The following is a 13,621-nucleotide window of genomic DNA, read 5'->3' on the forward strand; positions in this document are numbered from 1 at the left end:
ATAGAATTGGACCCATGAATAAATATCTCGCTTCCTTTTTGCTCATGCTGTGCTGCGCCGCAGTTGTCCCTTCCAGCGCTGTCGCACAGGCCCCGGCCAATACCGACCCGCGCAACGCCAAGGTCACGCTGCCCGACCCCGCCAACCCGAATCTGCCGTCACTGATCATGATCGGCGACTCCACTGTGCGCAACGGCCAGGACGACGGCCAGGGCAAGGGCGCGGCCGGCCAGTGGGGCTGGGGCAATCCGATTGCGGCCTACTTCGACCCGGCCAGGATCAACGTGGTCAACCGCGCGGTCGGCGGCTTGAGCAGCCGTACCTACATGAGCTCCGGCCACTGGGAGCGCACGCTGCCGCTGATCAAGGCCGGCGACGTGGTGCTGATCCAGTTCGGCCACAACGACAGTGGCCCGGTCAACGACACGGTGCGCGCACGCGGCACCATCAAGGGCGTTGGCGAAGAATCGGAGGCGATCAACAACCTGATCACCAAGCAGGACGAGGTGGTGCATAGCTACGGCTGGTACTTGCGCAGCTATGTCGCGCAGATCAGGGCGCGCGGCGCCACGCCGGTGATCTGCTCGCCTATCCCGCGCAACAATTGGGATAAAGAAGGCAAGGTCGCGCGCGCGGCCGACAGCTATGCCGGCTGGGCCAAACAGGTGGCGGCCCAGGAAAAGGTCGGCTTCATCGATTTGAACGACACCATTGCGAAGCAGTACGACGCCATGGGCCGCGACAAGGCGAGCCTGCTGTTCCCGCCCGACGAACGCACCCACACCAATATGGCCGGCGCCGAGTTCAACGCCAGGGCGGTGGTGGCTGGTTTGAAGGCGCTGCGTACGCCAGTCGCCGTCAATGCCTTGAATGAGGCCGGCCGTGCCATCCCTGCCGCTGCGATAGAGGACGACCGTCCGGTGGTGGACGGCGCCAAGGTCGCCGGCGTGCAGCCGCGCGATCCTGCGCTCCCCAGCCTGTTCCTGGTTGGCGACTCCACCGTCAAGAGCGGCGGCGCCGGTGGCGCCATCGGCTGGGGCGAGCGCATCGCCACCCACTTCGACACCAGCAAGATCAATGTCGTCAACCACGCCATCGGCGGCCGCAGCAGCCGCACCTTCTTTACCGAGGGCCGCTGGAGCAGGGTGCTCGAACAGATGAAACCGGGCGACTTCGTGGCGATCCAGTTTGGCCACAACGACGGCGGCCGCATCGGCGACCCGGCCAACAAGAACCGCGCCTCGGTACCTGGCACCGGCCCCGAAACCGTGGCAGACACCAAGCCCGATGGCAGCCGTGAGCAAGTCCACACCTTCGGCTGGTACATGGCGCGTTACGTGGCGGACGCCAAGGCGAAGGGCGCGACCGTGATTCTGCTGTCGCCGGTGCCGCACCGCGACGTCTGGGAAAACGCCCGCGACTTCGCCACCTTCGCCCAGTGGGACCAGGAAGTGGCCAGCAAGGGCGGCGCGCTGTATGCCGACCTGACCATGGTGGTGAGCGATGCCTACCGCAAGCAGGGCGCAGCAGTCGTCGATACCTTCTTCTCGGACGCCCGCACCCACACCAACGACGCCGGCGCCCGGTTCAACGCGGCGCGCGTGATCGATGCCTTCAACGGCCTGCCGGGCAAACCGCTGGCGCCGTTCATCAAGCAATAACCACTGTCACGGCCGGCGCCGGGCCGGCCACGTCACTTGCCGCGGAGGCCAGCTTGAAACAACGCACCAGATTATCCGTCGCCGTGGCGACGATGTTCGCCATGCCGTTCGTCGCCATCCAGGCCGAGGCCCAAGCGCCGGCTGCGCCAGCGGCCACCGAAATCGCAGTCCAACGCAGCGACGCCGGCCTGCTGATACGCACGGCGCAAGGGACGGTGCGCATCGAGCCGTGGAGCGACCGCGTGATCCACGTGCTGGCCGGGCACGATGCCGGCTGGCACGGCAACTACAACCCCGCCGTGATCGCCAAGCCGGCGGCCGTTCAATGGACTGTCTCGGAAACGCCCGAGTATCAACAACTGGCGACCAGTGTGTTGCAGGTCAGGGTGGCCAAGGCCACTGGCGTGATCAGCTTTCATGACGCCCAGGGCAAAGCTATTCTGAAGGAACTTGCCGATGGCCGCAGCGCGGTGCCCGGCTCGCCCGTTTCGCAGAAATTCGAGCTCGACGCGCCCGTGTTCGGGCTGGGGCAGCACCTCAATGGCGCTTTTGACTACCGCGGCACCACGGTCCACCTGCAGCAGGCCAACCGCGACGTGGCCGTACCGATGCTGGTTTCCGCCAACGGTTTCGGCATATTGTGGAACAACGCTTCGGTTACCGATGTCGATGCCGGCCTGCCGGCTACGCCGCACCATCCGCTGCATTTCCGTTCGGAGGCCGGCGGCGGCATCGACTACCACTTCATCTACGGACCGGAACTCGACGGCGTGGTGGCCGGCTATCGTGAATTGACCGGCCGCGCGCCGATGATGGCGCGCTGGACCTGGGGCCTGTGGCAGTCGAAGGAGCACTACAAGACCCAGGCGGAACTGCTCGGCATCGCCGCCCGCTACCGCGCCATGCAGGTGCCGCTCGACGCGGTGGTGCAGGACTGGCAGTACTGGAATCCGGGCGGCTGGGGCGCGCACCAGATGGACCCGGTGCGCTTCCCCGATCCGCAACGGATGCTGCGCACGCTGCACGAACAGAACGTCCACGCCATCGTCTCGGTGTGGGCGCGCTTCGACACCACCACCGCCAACGCCGCTGAACTGGACCAGGCGGGCGCGCTGTATCCGAAGACCTATCCCAATGTTTACCCGGTCGGGTTCGGGCGCTGGTACGACGCGTACTCGCCGACTGCGCGCAGCCTGTACTGGGATCAGATCAACCGCACCCTGGGCCGGCACGGCTGGGATGGCTGGTGGCTCGATGGCAGCGAGGCGGAGCTGGGCGGCACCTGGGGCGAAATGCGCGACGTCAAAACTGGCGCAGGGCCGGGAGCGCAAGTGCTTAATGCCTACCCGCTGCTGCACACCACTGGCGTGTACCAAGGTTCGCTGCGCGCAGCGCCGGCCAAGCGGCCGTTTATCCTCACCCGGTCCGCCTACAGCGGCCAGCAGCGCAATGCCGCCATCACCTGGTCGGGCGACACGGCCGCGACCTGGGAGGTGCTGCGCGCCCACTTGCCGGCCGCGCTCAATTTCACCCTGAGCGGCATTCCTTACTGGTCGGCCGATATCGGCGGCTTCTTCGGCGGCAAACCGCTCGATCCGGCCTACGCGGAGTTGTATACGCGCTGGTACCAGTTTGGCGCATTCAACCCGATGTTCCGCGTGCACGGCACCGGCGATGGCAAGGAAATCTGGCAGTTCGACCAGCCCACCCAAGCCATCCTGCGCAAGTACACCGAGCTGCGCTACCGCCTGCTGCCCTACATCTACAGCGCCTCGTGGGACGTGAGCCGCCGCCACGGCACCATGATGCGCGCGCTGGCCATGGACTTCCGCGCCGATGCCCAGGCGGTGACGGTGCCCGACCAGTACATGTTCGGTCCGACGCTGATGGTGGCGCCGGTGACCGGCGCCAAGGCCGACGTGCGCACCGTGTACCTGCCCGGCAAGGAAGACTGGTTCGATTTCTGGACCGGCAAGCGCCAGGCTGGCGGCAAGGTGATCGTGGCGCAGGCCGACATCGCCACGATTCCGCTGTTCGCCCGCGCCGGCAGCATCCTGCCGCTCGGTCCGGTGGTGCAGTATGCGGACCAGAAGAGCGCACAGCCGATCGAGCTGCGCGTTTATCCCGGCAAGGACGGCAGCTATGAACTGTACGACGACGCCGGCGATGGCGACGGCTACACCCGCGGCGAGTTTGCCACCCGCCGCATCACCTGGACGCAGCAGGACGGGCGGGTGACGGTAGAACCTTGGCGGGGGAGCTTCAAGGGGCTGGTTAAGAAACAGGCGTTCATCGTACGCTGCGGTGCGCAGCCTGACGGCAAGGGCATGGCGCTGCAGGCTGGTGAGAAGGCGGCGAGCGTCTCGCTGCCTGGCTGCCGCTGATTCCCCCTTTTTTGCCGTGCGGGTTGCAGGCGAAAGTACTAGCGCTCCAGTCCCGCCGCCACGTCCTCCGGCACGGCAATCACCGTGCCGTGGCGCATGCGCTTCTTCGTGCCCTCGTCGGGGAACTGCATCTTGTCCGATACATCTTCCCAATGCACCAGGTCGCGCGAGCGCATGGCGCCGTAGTGCTTGGTGATATAGGCGTCGTAGTACAGCACCACGTCCTCGCCGATCTGCAGCGCGGTCGGACCTTCCACCCACAGCTTGGGCGGCGTGATCGGCGCGCCCAGTTTGCCGAACGGTCCTTGCAGGTCGGGCGCATCGGCCACCTGCAAGTGTTTCTTCGGCGGGTTGCGGGTTTCATCCTTGACCAGCAGGTGGTTCTTGCCCTGGAATTTGACGAAAGTGGCGTCGATCACCGAGAAGCCCGGATCGTAGAATAGCCGGGTTGGCGTGTAGGTCTTGAAGTCGCGCGTGGTGGTCGCGTACATGCGGTGGTTGTACTTGTCCTCCGACGAGCCATCGGTGGCCGGGAAGCGGCCGGGGATGGTGGACGCCCAGAAGATCACGAACTCGCCGCGCTGGTCATCGTAGACGATTTCCGGCGCCCAGGCATTGAGCGAACCTGCTTCGTGCGCCATCACCGGCACCTGCTGCTGCGGCGACCAGTTGACCAGGTCTTTCGAGGACGCGTAGCCGATATTGCTTTCGTTCCAGCCCGACGTCCACACCATGTGGAAAGTGCCGTCCGGGCCGCGCACGATGCACGGGTCGCGCATCAGCTTCGAATTGCCGACGGCGGGTGTGAGGAAGCTGCGGCCACCGGCCACCTTGTCCCACTTGTAGCCGTCGGTGCTGCGGGCAAAATGCAGGCCGTCCTGGCCGTTCTCGGTAAAGTACGCGAACAGGTACTGGTCCGCCGCCTGGGCGGCGACGCTGGCGGCGGCCAGAATTACGCCAGCGGCAAGGCGCCGCAGCTTGATCTTCATGATTACTTGTTACCCTCGTCGCCCAGTGGACGTTCATTGGAAAAAGTGGGACTGGCCGGCACGGCGAATTTTGCCACCGGGTCCGGGTGAGATGGATCGAAATTGCCGTAGCCGTCCGCGATCCATTGCGCCGCCGGCACGCCGGCCTGGCGTAGGCCTGTCACCACCGCCTGCGCCAGCTCGTAGCTGCCGTAGGCGTTGTGGTGGGTGTTATCGAGCTTGCCCGGTTCCGGTTCGGCAAAGGCCAGCTTCGAGCCTTCCACGCCCAGCGCCGCGTACAGTGGCAAACTCATGGCATGCAGGTCGATGAAGGCGGCGCCTAGTTCCTCGGCCGACTGGCATGCGGCGGCGGCGTAGTCGGTCAGCGTTTCCTGCGGCTTGCCGGCGTTGTCGAAACGGCGCCGTTCCATCGAGGAGATGATGACCGGGATGCCGCCATGCCGGCGGATCGCCTCCACGTGCTGGCGTATCTCGTCCTTGTAGGTGGTAAACGGTCCGCCCTTGTTGTCCTTGATCTGCTTCTGGTCGTTGTGGCCGAACTGCATCATGACCGTGTCGCCGGGACGCATCATGCTGAGGATTTTATCGAGGCGCCGGCGCGACAGCGAGTCGCGGTAGGTTTCACCCGATTGCGCCAGGTTGGCCACGGCGATGCCCGGCTTGAAAAAGCGCGGCAGCATCTGGCCCCAGCTGTTGTATGGTTCGCCCGGCTGGTCGGACACGGTGGAGTCGCCCAGCAGAAAAATCGTCGGCGCCGTGACGGGCACGATGTCGATCGATTCGATGACCGGGTGGCTGCCGTTGATCTCGAGCGTCAGGCGCCGGTCCCACGCGCGCGCTTCGGATACGGTCTCGCGCGGCACCTTGAGATCCACCACGCCGGCCGCCACGCCCGGCACCGCCCTGATGCGCGGCGTGCGCACGTTGACGGTAAAGGTGCGGGTGTCGATGACGCCGGCGACCGTGCTCACGTTCTCCAGCATCAGGCGCCGCAATTCGGACTTGATGGTGGTGTTGGAGGCGGTATCCCTGGCGCCCAGCTTGACGGTGACGTTGTAGTTGCCCTCGGGGAGGTCGGCGGTAAAATAGAACGGCTTGCTTGCTGCCAGGTAGCCGACAGTGCGCACTTCGGCGCCGGGCTCGAAGCCGAAGCCTCGCTTGGCGTCATAGGCCATGCCGGCATCCACCGTGGTGTACCCGGGTTTGGCCGCGCCGAAGGTGAAGTGCCAGGCTTCAGCCGATTGCGCCATGCCCGGCACGAAGATGGCGAATGTAGAAAAGCCTGCCAGCAGCAGCACCGACGACAACCGGCGCGCCACCGGCAGGGCAGCGGCGCCCTGTCGGTGTGGTTGCATGATTACTTGGTGGCGGCCAGCGCGACGGTGATCGGCGCCCGCACACGCGCAGCCTGTGCCGACACGTATTTGGTCCAGTCTTCGCGCTTGGCAAAGTCGCCGCCACGGGTCCAGCCGGCGCCCACGTAGTAGCGCAGCGGTTGGCCGGAGACGATTTTCGCGGTGATCAGCGCATTGAGCTTGTCTTCGGCGTAGTCCTTCTCGCCAGCGGTCGGCACGATGATGGCGGTGCCGAAAGCGCCGTTCGACTTCTGCTCCACCCACTGCAGCAGCGCGCGGTCGGCCGGTTGCGTGATCGGTTCGACCTTGGCATCCTGGCCCTTGTCGGCCGGAGTTTTGTTCAGGCCGATCGCGGCGGTGAGTTGCTGCGCACCGGTGAAGCTGAAGGTGCTGTCGATCTGGTCGAAGTAGTGGCCGGCATCGACGGTGAAGCGCTTTACCTCCGACACCTTGGCGCCGCCGGCATCCCAGGCATCGTACGACAGCTCGAAGATGGCGCGGATCGGGCCATTGGCGATCACTTTCCAGTTCGCGTAGTTGACGCCCGTGTACAGGGTCTTGCCGTCCCAGATGCCTGCGCCGCCGGCGCCGCGCGACTTGCCGACGTTGTACATGTCCATGCCTTCACCTTCGTCGTGGTGGTAGTGGTCATGGCCCTTGTTGTACCAGCGGTCGACGATCGGGTACGGCACGCGCTTGAACCAGATGTCCATGCCGCTCGTGACCAGCACTTCCTTGCCGCTGCCTTCGGGCGCCGGGGCCGACAGCGCGGGACCGTAGGTACGGTGTGCAACCTTGTCGTTCTCCCAGGCGAAATCGTCGAGGCGTTCCTGGATGTAGCGGGCCGAGACCTTGCTCGGGAAGACAGGCGCCAGCGTGTCGATTTTCTCGACCGTGAAGGTGGCCTTCTTTTCGCCCGGCGCGAAGTTATGCTGGAAAATCAGCTCGCCGTAAGCGACGCCTTCGTTCTTCGGATCTTTGGCCTGTGGCGCCACGTTGGTGACCTGGTACGGCAGCACCTTGCCCGAGGCATCCTTGACGGCGATCTTCTGCAGCAGCGCGCCGGGCAGGGCGCGATTGACTTCGGTCCAGGGAATGGTGATGGTTTCGGATGGGCGGGCCTGGTCCAGCGTATGGGTGACGGTGACGGTCAGGCGTTCGGCGGCGTTGACGATGCCGGCGCTGGCCATGGCGGAGAACAGGATTGCGGGAACCAACAGCTGCTGACGTAGTTTCATGTATTTACCAGTCCTTCGATACGATGTTTGGGGGCGAGAGGAGTAGAACGCCTAGACTGTACCCCATTAGGTAAGCCCGGCAAAGCACGCCATGGTCGTTGGAGTATCGATAGTCTGGTTGCGGGTGTCAACGCTTGACGCCATCTAATCACTTTCGTGAGTAGATGGCGTTCACCTGGATGAACAGCCGAGGTTCAGACTTCCAGCACGATGGCCGGCGCCGTCATGCGGCGGCGCTGTTCGGCGTCCTGGGCCGCATTGAGATCAGGCGAGAAGTCGTCCACGTGTACCGACAGGTCGGTGAAGCGCGCGAAGTCGGCCAGCGTGCGGCGTTCCTCGGCCGTGAGCAGGCCCAGCGACACCGCGTGCGCGCTCCACTGGTCCAGCAGCGGCAGCGTTTGCGGCATGGCGTCGAGCTGGCCGGCGCGCACGGCCGGTTTCAGGCGGTGCTCGATGGCGTCCACCTGCGGCAGCAGCGCAAAAGCCAGCTCGCCGCAGGCCACCGGATCGCGCAGGTCGTCGGCCAGGTAGCCATCGGCCAGCAGCCGTTCGCGGCTCGCGCCAGCGGTCTGCATGGCGCGCGCCACTGCACCGCCAAGTTCGTCGCTCGGCTCGGCGTACGGCATCCCGAACGGGAACAGCAGCACGCGCACGGCGCCGGCAATGAAGCGGTTGGGGAAGTTGTCGAGCACCCCGGTCAGCGCCAGCTGCGCCTTGTGCAGCGCGTCCTGCACCGACCAGTGCACGTACGGCGCGTCGTCGGCCTGGCGGCCATCGTCTTCAAAACGCTTGAGGGTGGCGCTGACCAGGTACAGCATCGACAGCGCATCGCCCAGGCGCGCTGAAATACGCTCGCGGCGTTTGAGCTCTCCGCCCAGCACGAACATCGAGGTGTCGGTCAGCAGCGCAAAGGCGGTGGACATGCGGCCCACGGCGCGGTAGTAGCCGGCCATCCCGGGATCGGCCTGCTCGGGCACGGGCGCGGAACTGGCGCCGGTGAGTGCGTACCAAAGGCCGCGCGCGGCGTTGGCGCACACGAAGCGCACATGGCCGAAGAAGGCGTCGTCGAATTCCAGTTCGGCGCGGCGCTGGTCCTGGTCGGCGGTGGCGTGCATTTCGCGCAACACGTAGGGATGGGCGCGAATCGCACCCTGGCCGAAGATGATCAGGCAGCGGGTGAGGATGTTGGCGCCTTCTACCGTGATGGCGATCGGGATTTGCTGGTAGGCGCGGCCCAGGAAGTTACTGGGCCCCATGCAGATGCCTTTGCCGCCCAGGATGTCCATACCATCGTTGACCACTGCGCGTCCGCGCTCGGTCACGTGGTACTTGGCGATCGCCGATATGACCGCCGGTTTTTCGCCGAGGTCCACGGCCAGCGCCGAGAGTTTGCGGGTGGCGTCCATCATGTACAGGTTGCCGCCCATGCGCGCCAGCGCTTCCTGCACGCCCTCGAACTTGCCGATCGGCGTTTTGAACTGGCGCCGGATGGCGCAATAGGCGCTGGTGCCGCGCACGGCCAGCTTGGCGGTGCCCACGCTGGTCGATGGCAGCGAGATCGCCCGGCCGGCGGCCAGGCATTCCATCAGCATGCGCCAGCCCTTGCCGATCTGCTGCGGCCCGCCGATGATCCAGTCCATCGGGATGAACACGTCCTTGCCACTGGTGGGGCCATTCTGGAACACGGCGCCCAGCGGCCAGTGGCGTCGGCCGATCACCACGCCCTGGTGGGTGGTGGGGATCAGGGCGCAGGTGATGCCGGTGTCCGCGCCGGCAGGCAGCAAGCCATCGGGATCGACCACGCGGAACGCCAGCCCGAGCAGGGTGGCGATCGGGCCCAGCGTGATATAACGCTTGTTCCAGGTGATGCGCAGGCCCAGCACCTCGCGGCCTTCGTGGGTGCCCATGCAGACCACGCCGGTGTCGGGAATGGCGGCGGCGTCGGAACCGGCGTAGGGGCTGGTGAGCGCAAAGCACGGTATTTCCTGGCCGGCTGCCAGGCGTGGCAAGTAGTAGTTTTTCTGGTCTTCGGTGCCGTAGTGGAGCAGCAGTTCCGCTGGGCCCAGCGAGTTGGGTACCATGACCTGCACCGCCAGCGCCGACGACCGGGTGGACAGCTGCATCACCACCTGCGAGTGCATGTACGCGGAGAAGGCTTTGCCGCCGTACTCCTTCGGGATGATCATGCCGAGAAAACCCTTGTCGCGCGCGTACTGCCAGGCTGGCGCGGGGATGCCTTGCCAGACTTGGGTCGATTCCCAGTCGTCCACCAGTTCGCACAGGTGCCGCACTTCGACGTCGAGGAACGACTGCTCCTCGGCGGTAAGCGTGGGCTTGGGCAGCTTCATCAGCCTGTTCCAGTCTGGCCGGCCCGAGAACAGGTCGGCGTCCCACCAGGTGGTGCCCGCTTCCAGCGCGTCGCGCTCGGTGTCGGACATGGCGGGGAGGATGCGCTTGAACAGCGCGAAGATGTGCGGGGTCACCAGGCTGCGGCGCAGCGCCGGCACCCCGAGGACGATGGCCGGTATGCCGATCAGCAGGGCCAGGATTATCCAGATGATCATGATGTGCTCCTCCAGTTTTTAGGAGCACCATACTGCGGAAGGCGACCCGGCACTGTGCGGCTGCGCGCACAAGCGCCGGATCGGGTGTCGCCGTTATAGCGACTATGGCAACTATAGCGACTATGGCAACTATGGCGACTATAGCGACTACAGGGACTTGAGGAAGGCCAGCACGGCCTCGCGGTCGGTGCGGGACAGCTGCTCGAAGCGCCGGCGCGCCCGCGCCGCCTCGCCGTCGTGCCACAGGATGGCTTCGGTCAGGTTGCGCGCACGGCCGTCGTGCAGGTAGCCGACGTTGCCGGCGCCGCCCATCACCTTGTCGGTGTAGCCGATCCCCCACAGCGGCGCGGTGCGCCACATGCTGCCTCCGGCCTGGCCTTCTACCAGGTTGTCGGCCAGGCCGGCGCCCATGTCGTGCAGCAGCAGGTCGGAGTACGGCGCGATGGTCTGGTTGCGCAGTTCGGCCAGCAGGTGGCCGCCGCCGGTGGTCATTTGCGCGGTGTGGCAAGCCACGCAGCGCATGCCGTCAAACAGCCTGGCGCCGGCGGCCACCTGGGCCGCATCCACGCGGTGTTCGTCGAGCGGCGCGACGCCTTGCGGGAAACCGCTGGCAATACTGCGTTGGGCCGGCACCGCTACCAGCGCCAGGTATTGCGTGATCAGTTGCAGGTCGGCCTCGCTGATGCCTGGTTGCGCGGCGGCGCCCTTGCAGCCGGCGGGATCGGTGTGGCACGCCCGGCTGCGGTAGACCGGGGATGTGACCGCCATGTCGGCCAGCAGCGCGGCTGCCGTTTGATGGCGCAGGCTGGCCTTCGACGCTTTCCAGCCGAAGCGCCCCAGGCGCACGGCGCCGGACTCGGGATCGAACACGAAGTTGGCCACGCCGCGCACGCCGTCGCTGTCCGGCGCCGAGCGCACGCGCGCCAGGATTTGCGCCTCCGGGATTGCCTCGAGCAGGCCGGTGCCCAGCATCGGCTGGGCGGCGCGCAGCGATACCACGGCCGGGGTGGCGCTGTCGAAGGCCACCGTAGGCTTGCGCAGCTCGACCACGGCGCCATCGGCCAGCTTCACCTGGCGCGTTTCGAAGCCGGCCACGCGCACGCCGTTGCCCCAGTTCTGGCGAGCGCCGGAACCGGACACCCCATTCATCTGCACCGCAGAACCGTACTGCGGATGCGGCGACTGAGCGCCGCTCGCGTCCACGCTGGCTACCCGCACCGACATGGCGTCAAGGCGCTGGTTGATGGCGGCGGGCGCCGGGCTGCGGCCGTTGTTGACGTGGCAGGCAATACACGCCGACTGGTTGAAACGCGCTCCCTGCAGGCCCACGGCCGGCGCGTAGCGGTCGTTACCCGGCTCATTATGGTCGCCGGTGGTAAAGCTGGTGTGCACCAGGCGCCGTCCTTCCACGAAGCGCTGCATGTTCTGCATACCGATATGGTTGTGCGGCTGCTGGAACATGAACAGGCCGTTGTCGCTGTAGTTGTACGAAACCGAACCGAGGCCGCCGGCCAGCGTGGCCGCCGGCAGCGGCACCGAGTTCAGGCGCGGCTGCACGCCGTACCAGGGCCGCAACCCTGCGCCCACCACGTAAATCCATTCGGACGAGTAGTAGCGCACGCCGCCGTTGTCGCCGATGGCGCCCATGGCGGCGGCGGTGGAAAACATCGACGGCGAAACTTCGATGGCGTCGCCCGCAGCCAGCGCGCGGGCCGGCACGTACTGGCCGTTGGGCAGGCCGTCCGCATTGAGGCCGGCGTGGCCCGGGTAGTCCTTCACCTGCAAGGTGCAGGCGCCGTTGATGCCGGTGGCGTTCGTGAGCTTGCCGTTGGCCGGGTAGGGTGTCGACTTGCAGATCGTGACCTCGCGGTCCACCAGTTCGCCGGGGGCCATCCAGCCGTAGCCGGTCACGCCGGGGCGATCGAAGCCGCGGAAGAACGCCACGCCGCCGGGCAGGAAATCGACGGTGGTGTACTGGTTGACGATCAGCGTGGGTTTCGTCACGCCGGCCACGCGGCTGTTGTCGATGACCTCCACGCCCCAGGTGCGGTTCTTGAAATACTGCGGCACGAAGGTGAGGTAATTGCCGGGGCCTTTATCGACCGCCAGGCCGGTGGCCGGGTCCACGGTCTCGTTGGGACCGTAGCCGATTTCGTTCCAGTCCTCGCCGCGTTCGCGGCCGTGGCGCGCCAGCCCACGTGCGCCGAAGCGCGTGACCAGGGTGCCGTCGGCCAGCGTGAACTGCAGCGTCTCCAACGGCTCGGCGGCCGAGGGCAGCGGCGCCCAGCCGGCACCGCTGGCAGGGAAGGGCTGTGGCGAGGTGGTGGCCGTGGGCAGGCTGTTGTCGCTGCCGGGAGACTTGAATTCGACCTCGAACAGCGAGTAGCCATACTGGGTGGCGCGCGCCACGCCCTGCACGCGCATGTAGCGGGCGTAGGCGCCCAGGTTGAAGAATTCCTCCGCACCGCCCCGGCCGTCGGTGACATAACGCAGTTGCGTCCAGCGCTCGCCATCGTCGGACACTTGCAGCGCATACTGTTTTGCGTACGCGCCTTCCCACTGCAGTTTCATGTAGCCGACAGCGGTCCTGGCGCCGAAGTCGAACTGGATCCAGGCGCCATCGACGGCGGTGCTGGACCAGCGGGTGGTGGTTTTGCCATCGACCGCCTGGGTGGCGGACATGGCCGGGTTTTCCACCGGCGACGAGGTGGCGGCGACCGGCTTGATGACGACGCCGGGCTGGGTCGGATCGTTGGGGGCTGGCGCCGGATCGGGCGCGGGCGGCGCAGCCGGCGTGCCGGTATATGCCTGGATTTCGAAGATCGAGTAGCCGTACTGGGTTGAGCGCGCAAGGCCCTGCATGCGCAGGTAGCGGCCCTCGGCCGAGAAGCCGGTCATGTCCTCGGTGCCGCCCTGGCTGTTGTCCACGGTCTTGACCGTGGTCCAGCTGCGGTTATCGAGCGACACTTGCAGCGCGTAGCGCGTGGCGTGGGCGTTTTCCCAGTCGATGCGCACGCGGGTGATGGTTTCCACCTGGCCGAAATCGAGCGTGAGATGCTGGTCGTCGGAAGCGCCGCTGCTCCAGCGGCTCTGACTATTGCGATCGACGGCGGCAGCCGCCGCCAGGTCGCCGCGTTCGCTGGAGCTGGCCGTGGCCGCGACCGGCGTGAGCGCAGTTTCCACGCCGCCCAGGTGCAGGGAGGCGGCCAGCGCCACGCGGCCATCGGCACCCGCCGGCGCTTCGCCACCGCCGCCGCCGCAGGCGGCAAGCAGCAGCGCCGCACCGAGCGGCACAAGGCGGGTATTCAGACAGGATGGTATTCTCAAGGTGGCCCCCGGGTTGGATGGCACGCAATTAGTGCCGCGTGGAAATATTTATCATAGCATATGCTTACCATTAGGCTCGGCTAAAATTATGTCTTTTGGTAGA

At 66.3% G+C, this 13,621-nt stretch carries 7 protein-coding genes; 2 read left to right on the forward strand and 5 right to left on the reverse strand.

Going from position 1 to position 13,621, the window contains the following annotated elements:
- The first annotated feature begins 14 nt into the window (after positions 1–14).
- Both DUPY_RS06530 and DUPY_RS06535 read left to right on the forward strand, forming a co-directional pair.
- Positions 15–1,661: a GDSL-type esterase/lipase family protein gene (locus DUPY_RS06530; RefSeq protein WP_070247018.1), complete on the forward strand. Its 1,647-nt coding sequence runs from the start codon at positions 15–17 to the stop codon at positions 1,659–1,661.
- Positions 1,662–1,714: 53 nt separating this feature from the next.
- Positions 1,715–4,045, forward strand: coding sequence for a glycoside hydrolase family 31 protein (locus DUPY_RS06535; protein ID WP_229255258.1), 2,331 nt, complete (start codon positions 1,715–1,717; stop codon positions 4,043–4,045).
- A gap of 38 nt (positions 4,046–4,083) precedes the next feature.
- Here DUPY_RS06535 and DUPY_RS06540 read toward each other — a convergent pair whose 3' ends face one another.
- From DUPY_RS06540 to DUPY_RS06560, 5 genes are all read right to left on the reverse strand, one after another.
- Positions 4,084–5,034, reverse strand: coding sequence for a glycoside hydrolase family 43 protein (locus tag DUPY_RS06540; protein WP_070247020.1), 951 nt, complete (start codon positions 5,032–5,034; stop codon positions 4,084–4,086).
- Between the two features lie 2 nt (positions 5,035–5,036).
- Positions 5,037–6,389 (reverse strand): rhamnogalacturonan acetylesterase, encoded by a 1,353-nt coding sequence (locus DUPY_RS06545; RefSeq protein ID WP_229255259.1) that lies wholly within the window; start codon positions 6,387–6,389, stop codon positions 5,037–5,039.
- A 2-nt stretch (positions 6,390–6,391) separates the two neighbouring features.
- The gene (locus DUPY_RS06550) at positions 6,392–7,627 is read right to left on the reverse strand and encodes a BT3233 family polysaccharide utilization protein (protein ID WP_070247021.1); all 1,236 of its coding nucleotides are present in this window, start codon (positions 7,625–7,627) and stop codon (positions 6,392–6,394) included.
- 194 nt (positions 7,628–7,821) lie between these two features.
- The gene (locus tag DUPY_RS06555; RefSeq protein WP_070247022.1) at positions 7,822–10,191 is read right to left on the reverse strand and encodes an acyl-CoA dehydrogenase; all 2,370 of its coding nucleotides are present in this window, start codon (positions 10,189–10,191) and stop codon (positions 7,822–7,824) included.
- Positions 10,192–10,338: 147 nt separating this feature from the next.
- Complete coding sequence (locus DUPY_RS06560; protein ID WP_371851750.1) at positions 10,339–13,407, reverse strand: di-heme oxidoredictase family protein; 3,069 nt, start codon at positions 13,405–13,407, stop codon at positions 10,339–10,341.
- Positions 13,408–13,621 lie beyond the last annotated feature (214 nt).

The sequence above is a fragment of the Duganella phyllosphaerae genome (assembly GCF_001758785.1).
GTDB classification, from domain to species: domain Bacteria; phylum Pseudomonadota; class Gammaproteobacteria; order Burkholderiales; family Burkholderiaceae_D; genus Rugamonas; species Rugamonas phyllosphaerae.